General features: G+C 68.1%; 22 protein-coding genes. 9 read left to right on the forward strand and 13 right to left on the reverse strand.

Annotation, left to right across the window (positions count from 1 at the left end):
* Window positions 1-36: 36 nt before the first annotated feature.
* The 3 genes from ACIHA7_RS12345 to ACIHA7_RS12355 form a co-directional block, all read right to left on the reverse strand.
* Window positions 37-522 (reverse strand): FHA domain-containing protein, encoded by a 486-nt coding sequence (locus ACIHA7_RS12345; protein ID WP_040734653.1) that lies wholly within the window; start codon window positions 520-522, stop codon window positions 37-39.
* A gap of 168 nt (window positions 523-690) precedes the next feature.
* The gene (gcvH, locus tag ACIHA7_RS12350; RefSeq protein ID WP_135237069.1) at window positions 691-1089 is read right to left on the reverse strand and encodes a glycine cleavage system protein GcvH; all 399 of its coding nucleotides are present in this window, start codon (window positions 1087-1089) and stop codon (window positions 691-693) included.
* A gap of 82 nt (window positions 1090-1171) precedes the next feature.
* A complete protein-coding gene (locus tag ACIHA7_RS12355; protein ID WP_397288747.1) occupies window positions 1172-1756 on the reverse strand; it encodes a CDP-alcohol phosphatidyltransferase family protein in 585 nt (194 codons plus the stop codon).
* A 246-nt stretch (window positions 1757-2002) separates the two neighbouring features.
* On the opposite strand from ACIHA7_RS12355, the gene ACIHA7_RS12360 reads away from it, so the two are divergent.
* From ACIHA7_RS12360 to ACIHA7_RS12370, 3 genes are all read left to right on the forward strand, one after another.
* On the forward strand, window positions 2003-3697 hold the full coding sequence (locus tag ACIHA7_RS12360; protein ID WP_397288531.1) for a GMC oxidoreductase: 1695 nt from the start codon (window positions 2003-2005) through the stop codon (window positions 3695-3697).
* A 97-nt stretch (window positions 3698-3794) separates the two neighbouring features.
* Entirely contained in the window at window positions 3795-5195 is a 1401-nt protein-coding gene (locus ACIHA7_RS12365) for a DUF2252 domain-containing protein (protein ID WP_397288533.1), read from the forward strand.
* 99 nt (window positions 5196-5294) lie between these two features.
* Window positions 5295-6188, forward strand: a complete 894-nt coding sequence (locus ACIHA7_RS12370; protein ID WP_397288535.1) for a nuclease-related domain-containing protein — start codon at window positions 5295-5297, stop codon at window positions 6186-6188.
* Between the two features lie 12 nt (window positions 6189-6200).
* Here the strand turns inward: ACIHA7_RS12370 and ACIHA7_RS12375 are convergent, their stop codons facing one another.
* On the reverse strand, window positions 6201-8597 hold the full coding sequence (locus tag ACIHA7_RS12375) for an ATP-binding protein (RefSeq protein ID WP_397288537.1): 2397 nt from the start codon (window positions 8595-8597) through the stop codon (window positions 6201-6203).
* A gap of 293 nt (window positions 8598-8890) precedes the next feature.
* Between ACIHA7_RS12375 and ACIHA7_RS12380 the strand changes: the two genes are divergently transcribed.
* Together ACIHA7_RS12380 and ACIHA7_RS12385 are read left to right on the forward strand one after the other, a co-directional pair.
* On the forward strand, window positions 8891-9514 hold the full coding sequence (locus tag ACIHA7_RS12380) for a phosphatase PAP2 family protein (protein ID WP_397288539.1): 624 nt from the start codon (window positions 8891-8893) through the stop codon (window positions 9512-9514).
* Window positions 9515-9549: 35 nt separating this feature from the next.
* A complete protein-coding gene (locus ACIHA7_RS12385; protein WP_397288541.1) occupies window positions 9550-10395 on the forward strand; it encodes a TIGR03619 family F420-dependent LLM class oxidoreductase in 846 nt (281 codons plus the stop codon).
* A gap of 132 nt (window positions 10396-10527) precedes the next feature.
* On the opposite strand, the gene ACIHA7_RS12390 is transcribed toward ACIHA7_RS12385, so the two are convergent.
* The 3 genes from ACIHA7_RS12390 to ACIHA7_RS12400 are packed head-to-tail and all read right to left on the reverse strand — an operon-like array spanning window position 10528 to window position 13744.
* Window positions 10528-12162, reverse strand: coding sequence for an ABC transporter permease (locus ACIHA7_RS12390; protein WP_397288543.1), 1635 nt, complete (start codon window positions 12160-12162; stop codon window positions 10528-10530).
* A complete protein-coding gene (locus ACIHA7_RS12395; protein ID WP_397288545.1) occupies window positions 12159-13091 on the reverse strand; it encodes an ATP-binding cassette domain-containing protein in 933 nt (310 codons plus the stop codon). Before ACIHA7_RS12395 ends, ACIHA7_RS12390 begins: the two co-directional genes overlap by 4 nt.
* Window positions 13091-13744: a TetR family transcriptional regulator gene (locus tag ACIHA7_RS12400; protein ID WP_397288547.1), complete on the reverse strand. Its 654-nt coding sequence runs from the start codon at window positions 13742-13744 to the stop codon at window positions 13091-13093. Before ACIHA7_RS12400 ends, ACIHA7_RS12395 begins: the two co-directional genes overlap by 1 nt.
* A gap of 106 nt (window positions 13745-13850) precedes the next feature.
* Between ACIHA7_RS12400 and ACIHA7_RS12405 the strand changes: the two genes are divergently transcribed.
* The gene (locus ACIHA7_RS12405; RefSeq protein ID WP_397288549.1) at window positions 13851-15782 is read left to right on the forward strand and encodes an acyl-CoA dehydrogenase; all 1932 of its coding nucleotides are present in this window, start codon (window positions 13851-13853) and stop codon (window positions 15780-15782) included.
* 26 nt (window positions 15783-15808) lie between these two features.
* Here the strand turns inward: ACIHA7_RS12405 and ACIHA7_RS12410 are convergent, their stop codons facing one another.
* The 3 genes from ACIHA7_RS12410 to ACIHA7_RS12420 all read right to left on the reverse strand — a co-directional run bounded on the left by ACIHA7_RS12410 (window position 15809) and on the right by ACIHA7_RS12420 (window position 19248).
* Window positions 15809-16171, reverse strand: a complete 363-nt coding sequence (locus ACIHA7_RS12410) for a hypothetical protein (RefSeq protein ID WP_397288551.1) — start codon at window positions 16169-16171, stop codon at window positions 15809-15811.
* Window positions 16172-16282: 111 nt separating this feature from the next.
* Complete coding sequence (locus ACIHA7_RS12415) at window positions 16283-17635, reverse strand: MFS transporter (RefSeq protein WP_397288553.1); 1353 nt, start codon at window positions 17633-17635, stop codon at window positions 16283-16285.
* 89 nt (window positions 17636-17724) lie between these two features.
* Window positions 17725-19248 (reverse strand): ABC transporter substrate-binding protein, encoded by a 1524-nt coding sequence (locus tag ACIHA7_RS12420; RefSeq protein ID WP_397288555.1) that lies wholly within the window; start codon window positions 19246-19248, stop codon window positions 17725-17727.
* Window positions 19249-19437: 189 nt separating this feature from the next.
* Between ACIHA7_RS12420 and ACIHA7_RS12425 the strand changes: the two genes are divergently transcribed.
* Entirely contained in the window at window positions 19438-20787 is a 1350-nt protein-coding gene (locus ACIHA7_RS12425) for an LVIVD repeat-containing protein (protein WP_397288557.1), read from the forward strand.
* Between the two features lie 22 nt (window positions 20788-20809).
* Here ACIHA7_RS12425 and ACIHA7_RS12430 read toward each other — a convergent pair whose 3' ends face one another.
* The gene (locus tag ACIHA7_RS12430; RefSeq protein ID WP_397288559.1) at window positions 20810-21154 is read right to left on the reverse strand and encodes a VOC family protein; all 345 of its coding nucleotides are present in this window, start codon (window positions 21152-21154) and stop codon (window positions 20810-20812) included.
* Between the two features lie 9 nt (window positions 21155-21163).
* Window positions 21164-21331: a CopG family transcriptional regulator gene (locus ACIHA7_RS12435; RefSeq protein ID WP_397288561.1), complete on the reverse strand. Its 168-nt coding sequence runs from the start codon at window positions 21329-21331 to the stop codon at window positions 21164-21166.
* Window positions 21332-21585: 254 nt separating this feature from the next.
* Here ACIHA7_RS12435 and ACIHA7_RS12440 point away from each other — a divergent pair, with 254 nt between their 5' ends.
* Together ACIHA7_RS12440 and ACIHA7_RS12445 are read left to right on the forward strand one after the other, a co-directional pair.
* On the forward strand, window positions 21586-23025 hold the full coding sequence (locus tag ACIHA7_RS12440) for a threonine/serine exporter ThrE family protein (protein WP_397288749.1): 1440 nt from the start codon (window positions 21586-21588) through the stop codon (window positions 23023-23025).
* A gap of 125 nt (window positions 23026-23150) precedes the next feature.
* Window positions 23151-23807 carry a heme oxygenase (biliverdin-producing) gene (locus tag ACIHA7_RS12445; protein WP_397288563.1) on the forward strand — a complete coding sequence of 219 codons (657 nt, stop codon included), beginning with the start codon at window positions 23151-23153 and terminating at the stop codon, window positions 23805-23807.
* Here ACIHA7_RS12445 and ACIHA7_RS12450 read toward each other — a convergent pair.
* The gene (locus ACIHA7_RS12450; RefSeq protein WP_397288565.1) at window positions 23801-25312 is read right to left on the reverse strand and encodes a sugar transferase; all 1512 of its coding nucleotides are present in this window, start codon (window positions 25310-25312) and stop codon (window positions 23801-23803) included. The two genes, ACIHA7_RS12445 and ACIHA7_RS12450, sit on opposite strands and share 7 nt — an antisense overlap.
* Window positions 25313-25401 lie beyond the last annotated feature (89 nt).

The raw sequence follows: 25401 nt of genomic DNA on the forward strand, positions 1-25401 counted from the left end.
GCCGCGCCCGTCACTGCGCCGAATCCGTCACGACACTCATAGGCTGCCTGCACCCGCAGACGGCTCGTTCACCTGGGCCCGCGGTCCGGTGAGGAACACGAGACGGAACTTGCCGATCTGTACCTCGTCGCCGTTCTGGAGTTCCGAGGAGTCCACCGGCTCCCGATTCACATAGGTGCCGTTCAGGCTGCCCACATCGACAACCTGGAACGAATCGTCGTCCTGGCGGAACTCGGCATGCCGACGGCTGACGGTGACGTCGTCGAGAAAGATGTCACTGTCGGGGTGGCGGCCCGCCGACGTCGTCGGCTGATCCAGCAGGAACCGCGAGCCCGCGTTCGGGCCGCGCTTGACGACCAGGAGGGCCGCGCCAACGGGCAGACCCTCGACCCCTTGGACCGGCTGTTCACCGGTCGGCTCTCCGGAGCGCGACGCGTCGACCTCGTTCAGGAAATCCGCGCGGAAGACCGACGTCGTCTCGGCCGCGGTCTCCCCGTAACCCGGGTCTTTGTTCTCGCTCACCGTTTCTCTCCTCCTCGAACCTGATTATCCATGCAAGCAGGTGATACCTGTGGCACCACGACCTGCCGTCGAGTCCCTAGATTCCCGACCATGACTGTCGGCGCATCTGTTGGCATTGACCGTACCCTGCCAGGGCGTGCCCGTGCAGGTAGAACCGGGAAGGCTGATTCAGCCCCCGATAACTCCTTGATAACCTGCCGCATCCAGCAGTTCACCGAGGGTGGTGTCGAGGCCGGCGGCGTCCGCGACCTCGAGTTCGAACAGCCATCCGTCGCCGTACGGATCGGTGTTCAGCGTTTCCGGCTGCTGCACCAGATCCTCGTTCACCGCAACGACTTTCGCGGCGATCGGGGCGTAGATGTCGGACACGCTCTTGGTCGACTCGACCTCGGCGATGCTGTCCGCGACGGCGACGTCCTTGTCCGTCTCGGGCAGCTGCACGAACACAACGTCACCGAGTTGAGACTGTGCATAGTCGGTGATGCCTACCCGAACCCGGGTCGGGCTGATCCGCTGCACCCACTCGTGCTCCTCGGTGTAGCGCAGATCTTCGGGGGTCTGGGTCACAGGCCGTCCGTCCTTTCCGTTGTGATCGTGTGGGCGCAACTCTATGCGAGGGTCGAGACAATGTTCGACTCGACGCCGTCGGTCAGGTCGAGCGGTGTGGCACAGCCGGTATCGCGCGGGCGACGGCGATCGCCTTACCGGTGTAGAGCAAGCCGGTCCATACATACACCGCCGTGCCCCAGACCAGTAATGCCCCACCGAAGGCGCGTCCGAAACCGTCCAGCGCCCAATCCATCTCCCCGGCCAGCAACCAGGGCAACGCCGACATCAACGCGAAGGTGGCCGCCTTGCCCAGATAGATGACCTCGGGCGGGGGTAGATCGCGGCGTTTGTAGACCGAGAGTGTCAGGGTCAGCACCAGATCGCGGCCGACCAGGATGACCGCGACCCACCAGGGCAGCAGCCCACGGATCACGAACGCCGCCAGGGTCGTCACCAGGTACAACCGGTCCACGAATGGATCGAGCAGTGCGCCGAGGCGCGAGGACTGATCGAGCAGCCTGGCCAGCTTGCCGTCCAGGAAGTCGGTGACCCCGCTGGCGATCAGCAGCACGAACGCCCAGCCGTCGGCGTGCTCGACCAGCAGCAGCCACAGGAACAGCGGAACACCGAGCAGCCGCACCACACTCAGGACATTCGGGACGGTGAGGATGCGGTCGTCGAACACACCGCCTGCCGCGCCGTCGGTGTCGGCGCGCTCCCCCGGTTCCGTGGTGCCCGATTCGGTTGTCACGCCCCGTGCTTACCGCACCGACCCCGATCGACGCCATCCGGGCACGCCGGTTTCCGCGATATCGCCGGGTAAGGATGGTTTCCGCCACAGCCCGCGCGGTGACAGAATGAGTATGAAATCGTCTCATCTGCCGGTACGGTGAATGACCGGCCCCGATGGGCCGGTGAACGAGAGGAAGTCATGCCCGCATTCGACTACGACGTGGTGGTGATCGGCTCCGGATTCGGCGGCAGCGTGAGCGCGCTCCGGCTGACCGAGAAGGGGTATCGGGTCGGCGTGCTCGAGGCGGGCAGACGCTGGCCCGCCGAGGAAATCCCGAAGTCGAATTGGAATGTGCGCAAATCGATTTGGGCACCGCGACTCGGTCTGACCGGACCGCAGCGGATCAGCGTGCTCGGCAAGTGCGCGGTGTTCTCCGGCGCTGGCGTCGGCGGCGGCTCCCTCATCTACGGCAATACTCTTTACGAGCCCTTGTCGAACTTCTACACCGACAAACAGTGGGCCCACATCACCGACTGGCGGGCCGAGCTGGCGCCGTATTACGACCAGGCCCAGCGAATGCTCGGCGTCGCGCCGAACCCGCGGCTGACCCCGGCCGACGAGGTGATCCGCGAGATCGCCGAGGACCTCGGCGTCCCCGAGACCTTCCATCCGACCAATGTGGGTGTGTTCTTCAACGAGAGCGACCCGGGCACCGAGGTGGACGACCCCTATTTCGGCGGCGTCGGCCCCCGCAGGCGCGGCTGCGTGCACTGCGCGCAATGTTTCACCGGCTGCCCGCACAACGCCAAGAACACCACCACCACGAACTACCTCTACCTGGCCGAACAGGCCGGCGCCGAGGTGCATCCGCTGACCACCGCCACCGAGGTCCGGCCGCTGCCCGAGGGCGGCTACGCCGTGCGGACCGAGCGTTCGGACCGCTGGGTGCGCAAGGAGCGCAAGACCTTCACCGCCGAGCAGGTGGTCTTCGCAGGCGCCGCGCTGGGCACCCAGAAGCTGCTGCACAAGATGCGCGACGAGGCGGTGCTGCCGCATCTCTCACCGCGGCTCGGCGAGCTGACCCGCAGCAACTCCGAGGCGATCCTCAACGTGGTGAGCCGCACGCGCCGCGACTTCGCCGAGGGCATCGCGATCACGTCGTCGATCCATCCGGCCGAGGACACCCACATCGAGGTCTGCCACTACGGCAAGGGCCAGAACGCGCTGTTCCCGATGTCGGTGCCGATCGTGGACGGTGGCGCGTTCCGGTTCCTGCGCTTCCTGCTGGCCATCCTGGTGCATCCGCTGGTGTTCCTGCGCAGTCTCAATGCCAGGCGGGCCTCGGAGAAGTCGGTGATCCTGCTGGTCATGCAGTCGCTGGACAATTCGCTGACCTCCTTCCGTAAACGCGGGCTGCTCAAGACGAAGCAGGGCACCGGCGAACCCAACCCCACCTGGATCCCGATGGCGCACGACATCGGCCGCCGCTTCGGCGAGAAGGTGCACGGCGATACGCACGGGCTGGTGATGGACGTGTTCAACATCCCGGCGACCGCGCACTACATCGGCGGCTGCGTCATCGGCGACACCCCGGAGACCGGCGTCGTCGACCCGTATCAGCGGGTGTACGGCCACCCCGGCCTGCACGTCGCGGACGGCTCCGCGGTGACCGCCAACCTCGGCGTCAACCCGTCGCTCACCATCACCGCGCAGGCGGAGCGGGCGATGGCGTTCTGGCCCAACAAGAACGAGGCCGACCCGCGCCCGGAACTCGGGGCGGCATATCAGCGGATCGCCCCGGTGGCGCCGAAGCGGCCGGTGGTGCCCGAGTCCGCCCCCGGCGCGTTGCGGCTGCCGATCACTCCGGTCGAGCGGACCGTGCCCGCCACCTGAGACCGCTGGTGTCGCAGCCGACAGCTGGGGTTATAGGCGGCCGAACGTGGTGAAACCGACACCATCGCAGGCCCCGGCAACCGCTAGCGTCAGCAGCGTGTCAGACAGTCGTATCGATCTACGCTCCTACGTTCCTGCGGCGCAGGTGCGCGCTCGCGGCCAGGCGGTGCGCGAGCGCGTGCCCGTCGACGCCAGGGATCGGGCCGCCGAGGGCGCGCGGCGGCCCGATGTGCTGGAGTTCATCGCCGCCAGCAATGCGGGCAGGCTCACCCACCTGGTGCCGCTGCGGATCGGCCGGATGATGGCGTCGCCGTTCACCTTCTACCGCGGCGCGGCCGGGTTGATGGCCGCCGATCTCGCGGACGGGCCCGACACGGGGCTCACCGCCCAGCTGTGCGGCGACGCGCACGCCGCGAACTTCGGCCTGTACGGCACACCGCGCGGCGAGATCATCATGGACATCAATGATTTCGACGAAACCATCGTCGGCCCGTGGGAGTGGGATCTGGATCGCCTCGCGGCCAGCCTGGTGCTGGCGGGCCGGGAAAGCGGTGCGGGCGAGGACGACTGCCGCACGGCCGCCCATGACGCGGCCCGCGCCTACCGCCTCGTGGTGGCCCAGCTGGCCGAGCAGCCGTTCCTGGAATCATGGAGCGCGCTGCCCGACGAATCGGTGCTGGATCAAGCCGCGGCGCACGACCTGATCGACGACTTCAAGAAGGCCGCCAAGAAGGCGCGCAAGAACACCAGCGCGAAGGTGGTTGCCAAGTGGACCGAACACCTCGATGATCACCGGACCGGCATCAAGAAGCACCGATTCATCAGCGACCCACCGATTCTCACCGCGGTCGACGATCGGGTCGCGGCCGCCGTCACCGACGGCCTGGAGCGCTACGCAGGCACCCTGCGCGAGTCCCGGCGCAACCTGCTCGCCCGATTCGCGGTGTCCGACATCGCCTTCCGCATCGTCGGCACCGGCAGCGTCGGCCTGCACACCTATGTCGCGCTGCTGCACGGCAACGAGGGTGAAGACCTGGTGTTGCAGCTCAAGCAGGCGAATCCGTCCTCGCTCGCGCCGTTCCTGCCCGCGCCCCGTCCCAAGCACGAGGGCAAGCGAATCGTGCAGGGCGCCAGGCTGGTTCAGTCCGAAACCGACATCCTGCTCGGCTGGACCAGCGTCGACCCGACCGGCGACGGCACCGAAATACCGTTCATCGTGCGCCAATTCCGGAATCTGAAGGGCAGCATCGACCCAGCCGGGCTGTCCGCGTCGGACCTCGACGACTACGGCAGGCTGGCCGGCGCGCTGCTGGCCCGCGCCCATGCGCGCTCGCTCGATCCGCGGCTGCTGGCGGGCTACCTCGGCGACGACGAGCGGTTCGAGAACGCGGTGGCGAATTTCGCGGTCCGCTACGCCGACCGCACCGAATCCGACCATGCCGCACTGGTCGAGGCGGTAAAAGCGGGCAAGTTCGCGGCCGAACTGCCGCAGGGTTAGCGGCACCAACACGCCGACTGTTGCCATCAGGGCGGCGAACTCGCCCGCGCACCTCGTATCCTGTGCACTGTCGAGTGTCGACGTGAAGGGCGGTCGTCAATGCTGGTGCGAGTGCAGAACGCGGCGGGCACCAATGCCGAGCGGGCGCTGATCGATTGGCTGCGCACCTGGAAGGATCCGGGTAGCCCGCACGGTGTCGCCACCATCAACTGCAGTCTGTTCCACCGGGATCGGCTGCACCAGTTCGACGCGGTGGTGTGGACACCGACCAGCTGTGTGGTGATCGAGGCCGAGGCGCTGGTCGCCAGGCAGGACGGCGTGCTGGAGATCCCGCTCAACGGTCAGTGGACGATCAACGGCGACCCGGCCGCCATGGAGGGCAGGGACCGGCGCACGCCGCTGGAGAAGTCGCGCGAGCACACCTTCGCGTTGCAGAGCTGGCTGGCCGACCGCGGCCTCGGTCAGCGCGCGGTGCACGGCCTCGCGCTGGTGGTCCCGCTGCGCGGGGCCGAGCTGACGATCAAGCAGGCCTGGAGCGACCCGAGCTTCGACGCCATCCTCGGCGACGACCCCGGCAGGCTGCGGCATTATTTCGACTCGCTCGCCGAGCAGGAGAAGCACCTGTGGACGGCCAACGATGTCGCCATCGCCTTCCGCGGTCTCGGCATCCTGCCCTACCTGCCCGCCCCGCAGGAGCTGCTGAACGAGGGCTTCCTCGGCCCGATCGACATCACGCTGTGGCACGGCGGGCCGAATCAGGCGCAGGCCGAGGCGTATGCGGAGGAGCTGGCGCAGGCCGAGCGGGAGGCGCACAAGCCGGTGTACGCGGTCGCGGCGCCGTGGTACAGCCCGTGGAAGTTGTATCCGCGCGAGACGCGCGACATGGATTTCGGCCGGGCTTTCATGCGGATCACGCTGGCGGTGGGCATGCTGATCGCCTTCGCGTGGGTGCTGTGGTTCGTGATCAGCGTGGTGCTGACCTACGGGCCGTGATCCGGCTCGTGGTTATGTCTTGCGTGCCACTGTGATTCGCGGCAGCTCGCCCGTCTGCTCGTAGACCGCGGGTTCGCCGCGTCCCGCACTCTCCCCGGGTTGGGAATCTCGCTCCACCACCAGCGCGACGTGCAGCCGTGACGGACAGTCCAGCTTGAGCATCACCTGACGCACGTGATTGACGACGGTCCACTCCGAAATCCCCAGCTGAGTGGCGATCATCCGGTTGGTCAGGCCGGTGGCGACCAATCGGGCGATCTCGCGCTGCCGGTTGGTCAGCGCGGCAAGCGGCGATCCGTCCGGGTTTGGCAGCGTCGGGCTCGCCCCGGCGTAGGCCACCGCGTCCGCCAGGGTCATCTCCCCTGCTTTACGCATGATCTCCCGGAACCTGATCTCGCCCAGGGCGTTTCGGTGCTCCGCTTCCCTGGGCGCCGGATCGCCCGCGCCCAGTTGCGGAATGCCGTGGGTGGCCCGCAAGTGCCTGGCCGCGAGCATCAGCGTCACCGCCGGTTCGGCGTACTCGACACCGGCCGCGTCGTAGGCCATGGCGCAGCCCTCCAGCGCGACGATCGCTTGCAGCGCATGAGTTTCCAGATCGCCGTCGGCCAGATTCTCGCGATAGAGCGACTGGGCCCGATCCGCGGTCAGCGGGCCGATCTGCGTGCGCGCCAGCGTGTTCAGTCCGATCAGCCGCGCCGTGCTGTCCAGACGGCGGGCCCGGCCGCACAAACCGGCCAAGACCTCGGAGTCGCGGGTGGGCGGGTCCGGAATACGCAGCAGCATGGCCGAGCCACGCAGCCGCGACGGCCACGGACCATCGAGTTCGTCGGCATACTGCGACACCACGGCCAGTTGGGCTTCGGCCGCCGCCCGCTCCCCGAGCCCGATCAACACCGCGATCAGCACCACGGTGACCCGGGCCGCGTCGACGTGGGCGTCGACGCGGCGGTACGCGGCAGCCGAATCCGTCAGCAGCTCGACCGCCCGCCGCAACCGCCCGGAGCGGCCCGCCCAGGTGCCGAGCACTTCGAGGCACAGCGGCGCGGTCACGCCGGGGTCCAGCGTGCTGCGGTCGCTCATCTCCAGCGCTTTGGCCAGCACCGACTCCAACTCGGATTGGTAGCCGTGCTGGATCCACGCCGACTCCAGCCGGGCCGCCAGGTGCGCGGCACGTTCCGGGCGCCCGGTGTCGATCAGATAGTGCACCGCCGAGAGAAAGTCCACGATCTGTTTGCCCGCGGCGTCCAACGCGTCCGCCCGGTGCCGGCGCTGGTCGAAGCGGGGCCCGATGAGCTCGGCGAGCCGGCACAGCCGGTCCACATGGTCCTCGCGGATCGCGTTGGCACGCAACGGATCAGCGGCGAGCACCTGCCTGCAGTAGGCCCGCACGGTGGCGAAGAGCCGGTAACCGTGCCCGTGCGGCCCGCTGGACAGATGGTCGAGCAAGCTGCGCTGGACCAGGTCCGCCATCGCGATGGTGGTCTCCTCCTCCGGCTTGCCCGCCACCAGGCAGGCCATGTCGGTCTCGATCACCGACTGATACAGCGACAGGCGCAGCAGCAGGTCCAGCACCTCCGGGGCGACACCGCCCAAGCCCCACTCGACCGCGCCGTGCAGCGTCCGGTGCCGTTCGGGCACGTCGACGAAGGACGGCGACCGCAGGTCCGCGCCCGCCTCGATGCGGTGCAGGGTGCGTACCGGGCCGATCCGGGCGATCGAGCCCGCGGCGAGTTCGATGGCCAGCGGCACGCCGTCCAGCTCGCGCACGATCTCGTCGATCACCAGCCGATCGGCCACCGCGGCCGTGCCCCGGTAATGGCTGTCGATGCTGTCGAGCAACAGCTGGGCGGCGGGCGCGGAGCCCGGGTAGTAGTCGACGGTGTCGCAGCCGGTGCGCAACGGGCGCACGCACAGCACGCACTCGCGGTACAGATTGAACGGGACGCGGCTGGTCGCCACGAGGACCAGGTTCGGGCAGTGCTCCAGCAGCCGCGCCACATCGGTGGAGATCTGCTCGACCACCCGGTCGCAGTTGTCCAGCAACAGGATTGCCCGGCAGGTGCCGATCCTGGAGGCCAGCACCGCCAGCGCCGTGTCCGGGTCGAGGTCTTGCGGTGCACAGCCCAGCGACCGGTGGCTCGCCTTCTCCAGCACCGCATTCCAGGCACTCGCCCGATCGGCACACTCGCTCAGATCGGCGATCGTGTCGAGGCAGCCGTGGAACTCGCTGTCGGAGAGCGCATCCCGAGCCAGCCGGGACTTGCCGACACCGGCGGTCCCGGTGAGGGTGAGCAGCCGGACCCGGCGATCGATGAGCAGTCGACCGACCTCGGCGAGCTCAGCCGCCCGCCCGACGATGGTCGGAAGCCGATATGTGCCGGCCAGCGTAGGCCGGACCTCATCGCCCACCATGGGTACCTCTCAGTCACCTGCCACGGACCGGACGACCGCACGAAATACGCCCGAGCCACGTTGCATCCAGGCCGACCGAGCCGAGATATCGATCGGCGAACCGGAATGTTCACTGATCGAATACGACCATACCAAGACCTCGCAGCGTCGCGAGGTGTTAACACACATCTCCGAGTTGACCTGGGGCTGCGGAGGTTTCGACGGCCAACCGAGTTCGGTCGAATGACCATGGACTTCTCGCACGGCCCTCGGTCGGGCAGCAAGAAACTGTCAGTAGTTATGGTCGACCGGTGTTCGGACTACGGCAAGACGTCAGCACCGGGGGCGCGCTCCGGCTCGGCGGCATCGCGTTGGGCGCCGCCGTCGCCGCCGTCCTGCCCGCGACCTTCCCGCCGGACGGCGGCTCGACGTCGCTCGATCGCGATCTCGCGGCCCCGATCCACTCGGCGCTCGATACCCGGCCTGGCCTCTATCAGGCGTTGGTGATTCCCAGCAACGCCTACATCCTCTTGCCGCTGCTGCTGCTCGCCGCCGCCTGGTTCGGTTACCGCGGCCGATGGCGGCACGCCGCGATCATGGTGGTGGTGCCCGAAGTCGCACTCGCGGTGAATACCTGGCTCTGGAAACCGCTCTGGGACCGGCATTTACACGACTATCTCGCCTATCCCAGCGGGCACACCGTGCATCTGGTCGCGATCGCGACAACGTTCATCGTGCTGATCGATTCGATCCGTGCCCGGCTCATCACGCTCGCGGTGGCGGTGGTGGCGCTGCTCGCGGTGGCCGTCGGCATGATCGGGCTCGGCTACCACCTGCCGACCGACATCATCGGCGGCATGGCGGCGGCCATCGCCATGGCGCTCGCGCTGTGCCTGCTTGCGCAAACCCTTGGTGCCGATCGAGAAAGATGGTAGAACTTGTTCTAATTCAGCCGATGGGAGCGTGTGCGGTGCGGTACGGAATTGTGTTGTTCACCAGCGATCGGGGCATAACGCCCTCGGCAGCGGCGGCGGCCGCCGAGGATTCCGGTTTCGACACGTTCTACGTGCCGGAGCACACGCATATCCCGGTGGTGCGGGCCGCGGCGCACCCGCAGACGGGCGACGCCAGCCTGCCGGACGACCGGTATCTGCGCACCCTCGATCCGTGGGTGGCACTGGCTACCGCTGCCGCCGTCACCAGCCGGATCGGCCTGTCCACGGCGGTGGCGCTCCCCGCCGAGCACCACCCGATCACGCTGGCCAAAACCATCGCCTCGCTCGACCACCTGTCCGGCGGCCGGGTCAGCCTCGGGGTCGGATTCGGTTGGAACACCGACGAACTGGCCCACCACGGGGTGCCCGCGGGCAAGCGCAGGACGGTGCTGCGCGAGCACTTGGACGCGATGCGCACCATCTGGACCGAGGAAGAGGCCAGCTTCGCAGGCGATTTCGTGAACTTCGGCGCGAGCTGGTCATGGCCGAAGCCGATCCAGAAGCGGATACCGGTGCACCTCGGCGCTGCGGGCACCGAGAAGTCGTTCACCTGGCTGGCCAAGCACGCCGACGGGTGGATCACCACGCCCACCGAAGACGGGGTGGACACCAAGATTGCGTTGCTGCACCGGATCTGGCGCGAACACGACCGGGCCGGCACGCCGGAGGTCATCGCGCTGGCCGGTCGGCCGGACCCGGCGCAGCTGGCGCAGTGGGCCGAGTTCGGCGTCACCGAGGTGGTTTTCGGGGTGCCGGATCGTTCGGCGGATGAGGTACTCGCCTATGTGGGCCGGCTCGCCGGGAAACTCGGCATCGGCTGACGAGCGAGCGCACCTCGTCGCGGTTGGCTGCGCCTATGCTGCGGTCGCCCGTCGCCCCACCTGCCGATGGCCCCCGCAACCCCGACGCCGGCCCGCGCACCCTGTCGAGCGCACGGGCCGGACACCGCGGCATCAGCGCAGATCGCGCCTGCGGAAGGCGACGATGCCGACCGCGAGCAACGCCGCGGCGATGCCGAGCAGCCACAACACCGGGGCCGCCTGGAACTGCGCACCGGGCAACTTCGGCGGGTGAACGAACGGCACGAGATCAACCAGCCACTGCGGCAGCCCGTCCAGCGAGCCGATGAAGAAGATCACGATCAGCACGCTCAGCACACCCCAGGCAATCGGAGTGAAGCGCGGAGCGATGCCGTAGATCGCCACCGCGATACCCGTGAAGACCCACACCGCGGGCACCTGGACGGCCGCGGCACCCATCGCGTCGGTCAACTTGCCCGCCATATCGCCGTCGGTCGCGCCGTAGACCACGCCGATCGCCAGCGCGGCCACCAGCAGGAGCAGCGCGGGCCCCAGTAGCGCGAAACCGATGTGGCTCAGCGCGTATCGTTCCCGGCTCACCGCCCCGGCCAGGGTGGATTCGGCCCGCTGACTGGATTCCTCGTCGTGCAGCCGCAACACGGCCGAGACGGAGTAGGCGGCGGCACCCGCGGCGAGCAGGGTGAGCGCGAGGGTGATGAACGAGTTCTGCAGCATGTCCGACCCGCCCATCCGGGTGACCAGATCCTGCACCGTCGAGTTGTCGTCGACCATGTTCCCGACGCTGCGCACCGCCCCGCCCATCAGCAGCCCGTACAGCAGGAAGCCGATGGTCCAGGCCAGCAGCGAGCCGCGTTGCAGCCGCCAGGCCAGTCCCGTCGGGCCCGCCAGCGCGGGCGCCGCCGCCGGTGGGCCCGGTCGCTCGGCGAGCAGGCCAGAACCGGTATCGCGCCGACTCAGCAGCACGTAGGCGGCCGCGGTGGTGAGTGCGGCCAGCACGAGCAGCGGGATCAGGACCCACCAGCGTTCCTGGGCGAAGGCCCGCAGCTGAATACACCAGCCGACCGGTGAGAACCAGGACAGCACACCGTTGCCCGCATCCCCGATGGCCCGCAGTGCGAAGGCCGCGGCGAGCGCGCCGAGCGCTAGACCGCGTGCGATCCGCGCGCCGGTGCTCACCTGGGCGGCCACCGCCGCCACACCGGCCCAGGCCAGGCCCGAACAGGCCAGCGTCACCGAGAACGCCGCCGACCCGGTGAGCGGCAGGTCGTTGCTGTACAGCATTGCGGTGGACAGGATTGCGACGACCACACAGCCGAACGCGGTCATCAGCAGCACCGCGGTGAGTCCGGCGAAGCGGCCGATGCTGGTGGCGCCGACGAGTTCGGCTCGGCCGGTCTCCTCCTCCACCCTGGTGTGCCGAATGACGGTGAGGATGGTCGCGATCGCGATCATCGCGAAGTACGGCCCCGCCTTCCACAACGCCATCGAGCCGATATCGGTGCTGAACACCGGCCCGTACATGGCGACGAGCGCCGGGCTGTCGGTGATGGTCTTCGCGTAGTTGTCGAGATCGGCTTGGGTGCCGTAGACGCTCTTGGTGCTCGCGACATAGAAGGCGGGCAACAGCCCGAACGCGATCACCCACAGCGGCAACACGATTCGGTCACGGCGCAGGAACAGGCGAAGCAGTTGACCGGTCCCCGCGTAGTCGGCCGAGCCACGCACTTCCGGAGCGGCATAGTGCCTGCCCGCGGTTGCGGTAGTCATGCGCCCACCTTCTCCCCGCTCTTCGTCGCGTGCGCCGAGGCGTCGCCGTCGACGTGGTAGTGCCGCATGAACAGCTCTTCCAGGGTCGGCGGTGCGCTGGTCAGGCTGCGCACGCCGGCGTCGCCGAGTACCCGGATCAGCTCACCGAGGTGCTCTCCGTCCACCTGGCAGCGCAGGGTCGAGCCGTCCCGCTCGATGTCCTCGACGCCCGCGATGCGGCTGAGATCCCCTGGGTCGCCCAGCAATTCGGCGGTGATCGAGGTGCGGGAGAGGTGCCGCAACTCGGTCAGCGAGCCGCTCTCCACGGTGCGTCCGGCGCGAATGATTGTCACCCGATCGCAGAGCACCTCTACTTCGGACAGGATGTGGCTGGACAGCAGCACGGTGGTGCCGCGCTGCTTGGCCTCCTCGACACATTCGCGAAACACCTGCTCCATCAATGGATCCAGGCCCGAGGTCGGTTCGTCGAGCAGCAGCAGCCGCACATCGGACGCGAGCGCGGAGATCAGCGCGACCTTCTGCCGGTTGCCCTTGGAGTAGGTGCGCGCCTTCTTGCGCGGATCCAGGTCGAACCGCTGGATCAGTTCCTCGCGCCGTTCGGCGTTGATGCCGCCGCGCATGCGGGCGAGCAGGTCGATCGTCTCGCCGCCGGACAGCGACGGCCACAGCGTGACATCGCCTGGCACATAGGCCAGTTCGTGGTGCAGCGCGACCGCGTCGGACCACGGGTCGCGCCCGAGCAGTTCGGCGCGGCCGGAGGTGGCGCGCAGGATACCGAGCAGGACGCGGATGGTGGTGGACTTCCCCGCGCCGTTGGGGCCCAGAAAGCCGTGGATCTCGCCCTCGCCGACCGTGAGGTCGAGCCCGTCCAGTGCGGCGACATGACCGAAAGTCTTACGGAGATTGTTGATTTGGATGACCTCGGACATCAATGCTCCTCGATGAAAGTGTCCAATAGCGTGGGGTCGGTCAGGATGCCCTGGGTGTAGAACTCCAGGGCTGGGGGTGTGAGCTCCTCCGTCAGCTCGCGAATCGCCTTGCGGAAATCGAGCTTCTCGCCGGGCTGCTGATGCATCTGCACCCACAGCAGGGTCGCGCCGACGTTGAGCGTCATGAGATATCTGGCACGCGCCGCCGGGTCGCGGCTCGGTTTGAGCGCGCCCGCATCGACGCCTTGTTGGATGTAGATTTCGGCATCGGCGACCATGTGCTCGAAAAGCGACTGAGCCATCGGCCCCCCTGCTTGCAGGCTGCGCACCATGTAGGCAACGAGCGGTCCGTATACCTCGATCTCGGCGAGCGCGGACAGCATGCCCTTCGCCACACTCTGCGCGGTGATCGCCTTGACCTTCTCGTCGCGGATCAGCTGAAGCACCCGCTCGTCACAGGCGGCGCGCAGGCCGTCCTTGGAGCCGAAGTGATGGTTCACCAGGCCGGGCGAGACGCCTGCCGCCTGGGCGATCACGCGCACGCCGACCTGGAAGCCCTGGTCGCCGAAGACCTCGATCGCGGCATCACGTATTCGGGCCGCCGTGGTCAGGTCTGCGGCGGGTCCTTGCGGTAAGGGCTGTTCGTTAAACACATGTTCAATATATTAAACACTCGTTCAATCCGCCACAAGAGCCCCGCCCGGAATGTCGTGTCAACAGTCACGGTTTGCTCGGCGCGGCGCGGGCTAATGTCGAGTTATGACTACCGGCACCGCAACGACGGCGGATCACCTACGCGCAGCACTGGACGGACCGTGGGGCGAGATCCGGGAGCAGGCCCGAATCCAGCTCGCGGACGACAAGTTCGCCGGAGACCCCAACCTCGACTACAAGGCCGCTCGGGCCCGGGTGCTCGAGCAGATGCGCGTCATCGCCACGATGGGCTACGCCGAGCGCGGTTTCCGCCGGGAGAACGGCGGCACCAGCGAACCGGGCGCCGCGGTCACCGGGCTGGAGATGCTGGCCTACACGGATCTGTCGCTGTGGGTCAAAGCAGGCGTGCAGTGGGGGCTGTTCGGCGGGGCGGTGGAGAACCTCGGCACCGAGCGGCACCGCGAGTACATCAAGCGGCTGATCTCGCTCGATCTGCTCGGCTGTTTCGCGATGACCGAGTCCGGGCACGGCAGCGACGTCGCGCACCTGGAGACGACCGCGACCTACGATCCGGACACGCAGGAGTTCGTGATCCACTCGCCGACACCGTCTGCGCGCAAGGACTACATCGGCGGTGCCGCCGAACACGCAAGAATGGCAGCGGTTTTCGCGCAGTTGATCACCCAGGGCGAGGGTCGCGGCGTGCACTGCCTGCTGGTGCCGATCCGCGATGAGAACGGCGCCGACCTGCCGGGCGTGACCACGATCGATGACGGGCTCAAGGGCGGCCTGCCCGGCGTCGACAACGGACGCATCGTGTTCGACCACGTGCGTATTCCGCGGGAGAACCTGCTCAACCGGTACGCCGACGTGGAGCCGGACGGCACCTACACCTCCGAGATCGAGAATCCGAGCCGTCGCTTCTTCACCACGCTGGGCACGCTGGTGCGCGGGCGGGTCAGCGTCGGCGGTGCCGCGGCGGCGGGCACCCGGGTGGCGCTCAGCATCGCGCTGCGTTATGCGTTGAAGCGCAGGCAGTTCTCCGATCCGGACAGCGGTACCGAGACGGTGCTGCTGGATTACCGCAGCCACCAGCGGCGATTGCTGCCGCTGGTCGCCAAGACCTACGCGCTGGCGTTCGCGCAGAACGACCTCGTGCGCCGCATGCACCTGGTGCAGACCGGTCAGGATCTCAACCCGAGCTCGCAGCGGGCGCTGGAGAAGCGGGCCGCCGGTTTGAAGGTCGCGCAGACCAGGCACGCCACCCGCGCCATCCAGGAATGTCGCGAAGCTTGCGGCGGCGCAGGCTATTTGACCGAGAACCGGCTCGTCGGGTTGAAGGCGGACACCGACGTGTTCACCACCTTCGAGGGCGACAATGTGGTGCTCACCCAGCTGGTCGCGAAGGAACTGCTCACCGCGTACTCCGACGAGGTGCGTGACCTGGACGCGCTGGGCTGGGTGAAGTTCGCCGCCACCATGGCCGGTGACGAGGTGCGCAAGGTAACCGGTGTGCGCCAACTGATCCAGCGCCTGCGCGACGGCTCCAACGACTCCATCGACGACGGCGATCTGGCCCGGCGCGCCGTGCAGCTCCAGCTGTTCGCCGACCGCGAGGAATACCTGGTGCGCACCGCGGGCCACCGCCTGCGCGCCCGAGCCAAGGACACCACGCCGTTCGAAGCCTTCAACAACGCCCAGGATCACATCCTCGCCGCGGGCACCGCCCACATCGATCGCCTCGTGCTGGAGGCCTTCATCGAAGGCATCGAGGACATTCAAGACCCGGACGCGCGCGCACTCGCGGAAACGGTCTGCGATCTCTTCGTCTACTCGACCTTGGAAGAGAACCAGGCGTGGTACATCATGCACCGGTTCATGTCCGTCGAGCGGGCCAAGGCAGTCCGCCGGGGCGTCAACGAGCTCGTCGACCGGCTCCGGCCGGAGGCGCTCACCCTCGTCGAGGGCATGGGTGTCCCGGAGTCCATGCTGCACGCCGCGATGCTGGATGACGCGAGCGTGTTCGAGCGGGGCTAGGAACAATCTCGACTACCCGCGCGCAATCACGCACTCTTCTCGCGCGGGTAGTCGATGATCTCGCTGCCGCCGAAGGTCCGGCAGACCTCGAACAGCGCCGGCAACTCGTCGATCGCGTCCTTGATCACGGCTTCGTTGGACAGCAGCGTCTTCACGTCCGACACCGTCTGACTCGAGCCGTTCAGCAGACTGCCGATGGTATCGCCGACCAGCCGGGTGCCCTGGATGGTTCGCCACGTGAGCGGATACTCGAGCAGCGTGTACTGCTGGACGAGCCTGCTCTCCTCGTCCGTGAGCTGCAGCCGGCAGGTCAGGTTGAACTGCATGCCCTTGTGTCCGCCGAGCATCCCCTTGACCGCGGTTTGGCTGCGGTTCACCACAAGTCGCATAACGCACTCCTCGCGTGCTGTATCGAGACGGCACTTGTCCTCCGGTGCCTTCCAGATGAGTGTTGCACCAAGGACTTACGCCGTCTGTCCGCCGAACACCCGACACCGGTTTCAGGAGGCGGAGGGCGAGCGACGCGAGCCGGTCGGCGCACCGGCCTCCCCCGCGATGTCGCGCAGATCGCGCCCGCGCGTCTCGCCGGCCCAGAGGAACGCGGTCGCGGTACAGGCGAGCGTCACACACAGCAGCAGGGTGATGGGCACGGTCGACGGAAAGCGTTGCAGCAGTGCCACACCGATGAGCGGAATCAGCGAGCCGCCGACGATCGTCGCGAGTTGGTAGCCCAATGACGCTCCGGTGTAGCGCACCTCGCTCGGGAACAGCTCCGCGAAGAACGGTGCCTGCGCACCCGTCAGTAGGCCGTGCAGGGTCAATCCGACGGTGATCACCACCGTGATCCGGACCGCACTTCCGCTGTCCACCATGGGCAGTGCGCTCAATGCCCACACCGCGACCAGCGCGGCGAGCAGCACGCTGGTGCCCCGTCGCCCGAACCGATCGCCGAGCGCCCCGCCCAGCACGATCGCGGTCGCTTGAAAGACGGAGGCGATCGTAATCGCAGTCAGTGCAGTGGATTTCGGTGCATGCACCACCTGGGTGAGGTAGGCGAGCAGGAAAATGCTGAAGGTGTAGTACGTCGCCTTCTCGCCGACATCGGCCAGCGCCGCCATCAGCACCTGTTTACGATGACGACCCAGCACGACCCGCAGCGGCGCATGTCCCTGCCGCGTCACCCCGCGCCGCTGTGCCGCCACGAAGATCGGCGACTCCTCCACCGCGTGCCGCAGCCAAAGCCCTACCGCGACAAGCACGATCGAGAGCAGGAACGGAATCCGCCAGCCCCACGCCTCGAACTCGCTGTTGGAGATACCGAGCCCGAGCGCGGCCAGCACCCCGGTGGCCAGCAAGTTCCCCAACGGCCCTCCGGTCTGCGGCCAGCTGCTCCAGAATCCCCGGTGCGCCGCCGACCCGTGCTCGGCCACCAGCAGCACCGCGCCGCCCCATTCCCCGCCGAGCGCCAAGCCCTGCACCAGCCGCAACAGCACCAGCAGAATCGGGGCCACGACCCCGATCGTCGCGTAGGACGGAAGCAGCCCGATCGCCACCGTCGCCCCGCCCATCAGCATCAAGGTGATGGACAGGGTGCGCCGCCGCCCGACCCGGTCGCCGAGATGCCCGAACAGCACCCCACCCAGCGGCCGCGCGAGAAACCCCACCGCATAGGTCCCCATCGCCAGCAAGACTCCGACCAACGGATCACCGGCCGGAAAGAACACCTTGTTGAAGACCAGCGCCGCCGCAAGGCCGTAGAGGAAGAAGTCGTAGAACTCGATCGTCGTGCCCGCCACGCTGGCCGCGACCACCCGCGCGAACCGCACCCCGGAAGTCGCCGCAGGTTCACTCATCATCACAGCCCCTCGCTCGTGCCGAATCGCCCTGTACGACTATGACTTAGCGCGCACCGCCGGAACCGGGATTTCGGCACGGCAACCGCTCACAGCGAGATCGAGGCGAGCTCGATGCCGCGCAGCGGTGTGGCGGTGACCTGGTGTACCCGGGGCGTCCAGACCGCGTGGCCGTGGCCGGACCACAGCGGGGTTACCGGGAGGTCGCGCAGCAGGTGATTTTCGGCGAGACGGTAGCGCTGGCCGCTCTCCTGCGCGGTGGCCGCGGCATCGGCAGCTGCCAGGAGTTGGCTGAATCCGTCGTCTGGGAGGCCTGTGGTTTTCGCGAGGGCGGTGAGGAGTTCATGGGGGCTGGCGGTGCTCGGCGCATAGGTCAGCAGGAAGGGCGCGTCGGACGGTTGGGGTGCCTGGTCGCCACGCGGGCGGGCGGTCACCTCCAGCGCGAAGGCGGTGTGCAACTGCTCGGCGAGCGGCCGGGCCCATTGCTCCTGTGCGGCACCGAAATACAGCGTGACCGGGCCGGTGAAGGTGACCTGACCGAGCAGCGACTTCGCCGCGGGCTGATCGTGCGTGCACGGGCGGCAAGTGGCGGAGCGTTCGCCAGCGGCGATGCCGGGTGGCAGTAGCGCGCGGGCCGGGTCGACCTGGTGCGCGAGCGGGCCCGCCGCCAACGCGGCACGGTCGATCGCCATCGCGAACGCATGGCGCGCGGCGGGATCCTCGAAACGCTTGTCCGACACCGGGAATGCCAGATAGCCTGCCTCCGGCAGCGGCCACATCGCATGCCGGTCGGCGAAATCCTGGTGCATGGCCTCGTGCCGCACGCCGGGCACCTCGGTGGCCAGGTCGAGCGAGCCCGCCTGCACCTGGGCGTACTGCGCGACGGAATCGCCCACCCTGAGCTGGATCTCGCGCACGTTGCCCGCGGCTTCGCCGACCCGCACCAGCCGTCCGCCCGAATTCGGCTGCCACGGCTCGGCCAGCCGGAACGGCCCGTTACCGACCGGGTTGACCGCGAAGCCCGCCCAATCCCGGGAGGCCAGTACCGATGCGGGCAGCGGCAGTAACGCCGGAGCGGCCAGCACGGCGGGCACCTGACCGAACGGCCGGTCGAGCACGATCCGGAGGGTGTGCTCGTCCGGCGCGCTGATCTCGTCGGCGCGCAACACTTCGGTGAGCGCGACCGAGCCGGTCCACCGCTCGGCGGCCACGGTGCGCCAGGTATCCACGTAAGACTGCGCGGTGACCGGCGTCCCGTCGTGGAATTGGTTCCCGTGCCGTAGCTTGACCTCCCAGGTCATTTGATCCGTGCTGGAGACCTCCTCCGCGGCCCGCAGAGTGGTCGTCCCGGTCCCGGCGTCGTAGTCGACCAGCGGGGTCCACAGCGCGCCGACGATCATCCGGCCCGTCTGATCCCGCAGATCCGCGGGCAGCAGGCCGGCCGGTTCGCGGACACCGACCGTGAGCACACCCGGCTCCGGCTGCTCCCCCGATGCGGCGCAGCCGGTTACGCCGAGCAGGAGGGCGACGAGCGCGGCGACAATGCGCGCGGCCCACCGGCTATTTCCGGCACTGCGAGCAGCGACCCGGTTCGGGCATGGATCACCTGGCATACCAACATCATTCACCGAGCAGCGCGCGAAACACACCGCCGGACCGAGCCGCACGCCGACTACCACGTGAAAGTTGCTCCCCAGTTCCCGATCTGGCGATATGGGTATCGATTGTGGCCACGCCGCGACTTACAGTGAGGCATCTCGGCGACCAGGAATCCCCTGGTCACGCCTCGCTGGGAGGTAATTGTGCGCCGCTTGTTCTTCCGGTCGTCCCTGCTGTTGTTCGCCGTGACGGCGACTCTCACCGCCACCGCGCTGCCCGCCGCGGCCTGCGGCGAGGAGGACGGCCCGCCCGCCGCGGCGCCGTCGGCGACCGCGGCGCCTGCCGCGGAGAAGAATGTCAAAGCCGTCGGCAGCGTTCCCGACGCGCAAGGCGCGATCTCGCTGCAATTCCTCCAGTACGGCGCCAGGGACGTCATGGTCGTCGCCGGCGAGTTCGGGGTGAAGACCTACGACCTCACCGCCAACCCGGCGGCCCCGAAACTCATCGGCCAGCTCAATATGCCTGGCATGTGGGAGACCGAGGACACCGAGGTCGACCCGGTGCGCAAGCGCGTCTTCCTCGCCAGGGACCCGCGCGCCTTCGGCGGCAACGTCCGCACCGGCGAGTCCGGTATCTACGTGGTCGACCTCGCCGATCCGGCGAAACCGTCGGTGATGAGCTACGTCAAGGTGCCCGCGGGCCACACCACCACCTGCATCAACGACTGCCAATACCTGTGGACCGGCGGGCCTGCCAAGGCCGACAGCATGCCCGCCGAGTGGGGTGGTCGCCCGATCTGGGTCACCGACATCCGGAATCCCCGTAAGCCGAAGGTCGCCCCCAACCCGATCGAGCTGGCGCGCAACGACGGCAAGACCGATTACGTGCACGACGTCCAGGTCGACCAGACCGGCGTCGCCTGGGCGTCGGGCCGCGGCGGTGTGCGCGGCTACTGGACCGAGGGCATGCACAAGGATCCGGTGACCGGCAAGCTCCGGATGGCCTCGGCGCACGACCCGGTCCCCTACGCGGGCGGCGGCATCAAGGAGACGGCCGCGCCGTCGAAGTTCATGCACAACAGCTACCGCCCGATCGGCAACCGCTCGACAGACGGCGGCGGCACCGGCCCTTGGGGCGACGGAAACCTGATCTACGCCACCGAGGAGAGCTTCGTCGACGGCTGCGCCGGTGACGGCGTGCTGGTGATCGCATCTCTCGAAGGGTCTCACAACGGCGAAGGCTGGCGCTCGACCCCGCAAAAACCGTACCGCCTCAACACCATCGGCACCTGGAGCGTCGCCGGCCAAGAAGGCAGCAACCCCGCCTCCGGCGACTGCTCCGCCCACTACTTCGACGTCAAGGACAAGGTCCTCGTCCAATCCTTCTACGCCCAGGGCACGAGGTTCCTGGACGTCAGCGACCCCACCAACCCCAAACAGATCGCCTACTACCGCCCCAGCGACGCGGCCGCCTGGGCACCCTATTGGCACCGCGGCTACGCCTACGTCGCCGACAACAACCGAGGCGTGGACATCCTCCAACTCACCCGGTGATCGAATCGAGTGTCCGACCAGCTCAGCCTGCGAGCGGGGCCTGGATGCTCAGCACGCGTCCGTCGGGGTCGCGAACCGTCATCTCCTTCTTGCCGTAGTGCGTTTCCTCGAACGGCGTCACCACGTCGATCGAGGCGTCGGGCTGGAATGCGTCCGCGTTCGCGACGGACAGGATGAGCTGCATCTGCGGTTCTTGGTTTTTCGGCACCTCGGCCAGGAACAGATAGGGGCCGTCGCCGCGGCGGAGCATGCCGGAACCGTGGTCGGTCGCGAAGTCCAGCTCGAAGCCGAGGGCCTTGTAGAACTTGGCCGCCCTGCCCCAGTTGTGGGTGGACAGGAAGATGCCTTCGATGCCGTCGATTGCCATGTGGATCTCCTATTCAGCGTTTCGCTTGCCGTGGTGGGCATCGGCGAGGTAGACGCGCAGCGCATCGGCGACCAGAGCGGAGAGCGAGAGCTCGTGCTCGACCGCATGATGCTTGACCTGCCTGATGAGTCCTAACGGCAAGTACACGTTGAACTGCTTCACTTCCTCGTCGCCCACGAGGTCGATGCTAGCATGCTAGCAATCTAGCTGCCACGGTCTACCGCACCATCTACCCGGACAACGGGTGGCCGATGATCATCCACCGCGCCCGACACGCGGTCGGCGGGCCGATGTGCCAGCCCGGATGCGAAGGTCGCCGGAAGGTGACTACGTTCGCGTGCATGGATTCAGACACGCTGCCGGGAGGCGACAGCACGGACACGCGGGTCGATCATCTCGGTCGGCGGCGGCTGTTCCGGCGCGGGCGGCGGATGCCGGTGGTGAGCCAGGCGGTGGGGAAACTGGTCGCCGATCGGCCTGCTACCGCGGACACGATCGTTGCGGCGCCCTCGCCGCTGCAACCGATCGACCTCACCGACGACGCCAGGGTGGCGGAGGTGCTGGATCTCGCGGTGCGCGTCGGCGAGGTGGTGCTGGCCTCCGGGACGGGCGTGATCGACACGACCACCCAGGTCCGCTTCATCGCCGCCACCTATGGGCTGGCGCGCTGCGATGTGGACGTCACCTACGACTCCATCAGGATCTGGGCCGACCGTGGCCCGCGGCTGCCGCCCGCCAGCTCCATGCGGATCGTGACCTACCGATCGCTCGACTTCACCAGGCTGGCCGCGGTCGACCGGCTGACCCGCCGCATCCGCAACGAGGTGGTCGCGCCGGAGGACGCGCGCGCCGCGCTCGACGCGATCACCACGGCGCCGCACCCCTACCACCGCTGGACGGCCACCTTCGGCTGGTCGCTGCTGGCCGCGGCGATCGCCGCGCTGCTCGGTGGCGGAATCGTCGTCGCGGCAGTCAGTTTCGTCACCACGCTGGCCATCGACCGGTCCAACCGCGTGCTCAACCGCTACGGTCTGCCGTTCTTCTTCCAGCACATGGTGGGCGGTGCGATCGCCGCCACCCCCGCCGTCGTGCTCGCCACCCTGGCCGAGCCGCTCGGCATCCAGGTGGATCCGGCGCTGATCATCGCGGCCGGAATCACCGTGCTGCTCAGTGGATTACAACTGGTCGGTGCGGTGCAGGACGGGATAACCGGGGCGCCGATCACCTCGACGGCCCGCATGCTCGAGGTGATGATGATGACCGGCGGCATCATCGCGGGCATCGCACTCACGCTGCGCGTCGGCTGGCTCTTCGGCGCCACGGTGCCGCCGATCCTGACCGCACCGGCGGGCGGCATCATCGATCTGCCGGTGCAGATCGTGGCCGGTGCGGTCGCGTCGCTCGCCTTCGCACTCGCCTGCTACGCCGAGAAGCGCGCGCTCACCGCCGCGGCGGGCAGTGGCGCCGCGGGCACCATCTGCTATCTGGTCGTTCAGGAGATCGGGTTCGGCCCGGTGCTGTCCTCGGGGGTCGCCGCGACCGTGATCGGCATGGCCGGTGGTCTCATGGCGCGCCGCGCGCTGACGCCTCCGCTAGTCGTCGCGATCGCAGGCATTACCCCGTTGCTGCCCGGTCTCAAGCTCTACCGCGGACTGTATGCGGTGCTCAACGACGAGCTGGTGCTCGGCGCGAACCAGCTGCTGCTGGCCTTCGGCGTCGGCTGCGCGCTGGCCGCAGGCGTCACCCTCGGCGAATGGTTCGACCGTACCGTTCGACGGCCGCGCATCCTGCGACGCTTCGGCTCGCTGCGCCGCCCGATCGTGCGCCGGATCCGCCCCCGCGGCCGCCGCAGGCCGCCGCCGATCCAATAGGGCGCCGCCCAGTGAGTGAGGCAGGTACGTGCACCGCGCACGCGAACCCGGTATGGTCAGACGCGGTAGTTAGGGTAGCCATACTAGAAGGTGACCCGCAGGTGCTCTAGTGAGGTGGTTCGGATATGTCAGAGGCAACGCCGTTCTCGAAGCAGATCCGTAGCGCCACCGAGCAGCAGCACGCCGAGGCGGAGAACTCGCGGTTCATGAGCGACATGCTCGGCGGGGCGCTCGGGGTCGACTCGTATCACCGCTACACCGGCCAGCTCTGGTTCATCTATCGCGCACTGGAGAGCCGCTGGGACACCCTGCGCGAGGACCCGATCGCCGGTCCGTTCATCCGGCCCGAGCTGGCCCGCACCGCCGAGCTCGAACGCGACCTCGCCCACCTCATCGGTCCGGATTGGCGCGCCGGACTCGAGCCGCTGCCCGCCACCGCGGCCTACGCCGCGCGCATCGACGAGTGCGCCCGCGACTGGCCGGCCGGCTACATCGCGCACCACTACACCCGTTACCTCGGCGACCTCTCCGGCGGACAGGTCATCCGCGGTACCGCGGAGAAGCTGTGGAACCTGCCGCACCGCGGCGACGGCGTCCGGTTCTACGTTTTCGACGGCGTCGGCAACCCGGCCGCGTTCAAGCGCGAATACCGCAGCCTGCTCGACCAGCTGCCGCTCGACGATCTCGAGCGCCGCCGCGTCCTCGACGAGGGGCAGCGCGCGTTCGCGCTGAACACCGCGCTGTTCCAAGAACTCGCGCAGGAGTTTCCGGCCGCTCAGTAGGCGCCCGCGCCGCGCGTCACCGCACCGATCGTCCTGGCGATGAGCAGCAGGTCGAGCACCATGGACCAGTTCTCCACGTACGAAAGGTCCAGTCGCACCGAGTCTTCCAACGACAGATCCGACCGGCCACTGACCTGCCACAGCCCGGTGACCCCCGGTTTCACCAGCAGCCTGCGCCGCATCTCGCCGTCGTAGCTGTCCACCTCGCGCTGCACCTGCGGGCGCGGCCCGACCACGCTCATCTCGCCGCGCAGCACGTTGAAGAACTGCGGCAGCTCGTCCAGGCTGAACTTGCGAATGATCTTGCCCACCGGCGTGATCCGGGGGTCGTCCTTCATCTTGAAGAAGACCGGGTTGCCCCCGTTGCGCGCGATGAGCGCGTCCACGCCCGCGTCCGCCTCGACGAACATGCTGCGGAACTTGATCATCCGGAACGGCTTGCCGCCCCGCCCTATTCGCTCGGACAGATAGAACACCGGGCCCGGACTGGTCAGCTTCACGGCCAGCGCGATGGCCAGCATGGTCGGCGCGATCAACACCAGCACCGCGGCCGCGAAGCACATGTCGAACACCGCCTTGCCGGTCGACTTGGCGCGATCGTATTGCGGTTTGGCGATGTGCAGCATCGGCACCCCCGCGACGAATCGATTCGTCAGCCGGGTGCCCGCGATGTCGACGACGCCGGGCGCGACGATGAGCTCGACGCCGAGCGGGTCGAGTTCCCAGGCCATGCGCCGTAGTTCGACCGGGCCGAGGTGATCGGTCGCGGTGACCGCGACGGTGTCGGCGCCGCTGCGGCGCACCGCGTCGAGCACCGTGCGGTCGCTGCCGACCACGGAGAACGTGTGCCCCGAAGGATCCCGGATGTACTCGGTGATCTCGTTGAGCCCGTTCGGGATACACACACCGACCACCCGGTATCCGGAGGCCGGGTCGCGGGCGAAGGCGTTCGCCATCGCCTGGGCCGCCTCCGCGCAGCCGACCACCAGGACCGAGGTCCGGTACTCCCCCCTGGCGCGCAGCTGTCGCGCGTGGATGCGCCACAGCAATCTGTTCAGCATCAGTCCGAACAGGCCGAGCGGTAACGCAATCGCCAAATAGCCACGAGCGAACTCGATCTGGAACACCAGCGACACGATCGCGAGCACACCGAACAGTCGCAGCGTCGCGGCGACCAAGCGTCGATACTCCTCGCTGCCGCCGCCGACCACCTGGGGCGACCGGGTGTTGCCCATCGCGAGGAAACCGGCCCAGCTCAGCGCGAGCACGCCGGAGACGACCGTGTACCCCACTTCGTAGGGCAGGTGCCAGGCCAGCGGCGGCGCGGCGGGCCCGCCGAACCGGATGATCTGCGCCAGTGCCACCGCGACCACGATCACGCCGAAATCTGTTGCGCCGATCCGCTTTACATACTCAGCCTGCCAGCGTTCACGCTCGGAGCGTGGCATGCTGCGCGGCGACCGACGATAGTCCAGATCGTCGTCGTCGGCGAGCTCGAAGCTCATGGAAACGCACCTCCCCCTGGGAGAGAAGAAAACTAGCCCCCCGATCTGCGTTGACCGGTCCCCGCGACATCATCCTGACGCCTCGGGTG

Source organism: Nocardia sp. NPDC052316 (assembly GCF_044547795.1).
GTDB lineage: Bacteria > Actinomycetota > Actinomycetes > Mycobacteriales > Mycobacteriaceae > Nocardia.

What these genes read in the sequence shown, in the direction of transcription:
- ACIHA7_RS12370 (WP_397288535.1), top strand. Translation starts at nt 5,295, where the DNA reads ATGCTGGTGCGAGTGCAGAACGCGGCGGGCACCAATGCCGAGCGGGCG.
- ACIHA7_RS12410 (WP_397288551.1), bottom strand. Translation starts at nt 16,171, where the DNA reads ATGCGACTTGTGGTGAACCGCAGCCAAACCGCGGTCAAGGGGATGCTC.
- ACIHA7_RS12360 (WP_397288531.1), top strand. Translation starts at nt 2,003, where the DNA reads ATGCCCGCATTCGACTACGACGTGGTGGTGATCGGCTCCGGATTCGGC.
- ACIHA7_RS12445 (WP_397288563.1), top strand. Translation starts at nt 23,151, where the DNA reads ATGTCAGAGGCAACGCCGTTCTCGAAGCAGATCCGTAGCGCCACCGAG.
- ACIHA7_RS12420 (WP_397288555.1), bottom strand. Translation starts at nt 19,248, where the DNA reads ATGCCAGGTGATCCATGCCCGAACCGGGTCGCTGCTCGCAGTGCCGGA.
- ACIHA7_RS12415 (WP_397288553.1), bottom strand. Translation starts at nt 17,635, where the DNA reads ATGAGTGAACCTGCGGCGACTTCCGGGGTGCGGTTCGCGCGGGTGGTC.
- ACIHA7_RS12390 (WP_397288543.1), bottom strand. Translation starts at nt 12,162, where the DNA reads ATGACTACCGCAACCGCGGGCAGGCACTATGCCGCTCCGGAAGTGCGT.
- ACIHA7_RS12450 (WP_397288565.1), bottom strand. Translation starts at nt 25,312, where the DNA reads ATGAGCTTCGAGCTCGCCGACGACGACGATCTGGACTATCGTCGGTCG.
- ACIHA7_RS12430 (WP_397288559.1), bottom strand. Translation starts at nt 21,154, where the DNA reads ATGGCAATCGACGGCATCGAAGGCATCTTCCTGTCCACCCACAACTGG.
- ACIHA7_RS12395 (WP_397288545.1), bottom strand. Translation starts at nt 13,091, where the DNA reads ATGTCCGAGGTCATCCAAATCAACAATCTCCGTAAGACTTTCGGTCAT.
- ACIHA7_RS12405 (WP_397288549.1), top strand. Translation starts at nt 13,851, where the DNA reads ATGACTACCGGCACCGCAACGACGGCGGATCACCTACGCGCAGCACTG.
- ACIHA7_RS12440 (WP_397288749.1), top strand. Translation starts at nt 21,586, where the DNA reads ATGCCGGTGGTGAGCCAGGCGGTGGGGAAACTGGTCGCCGATCGGCCT.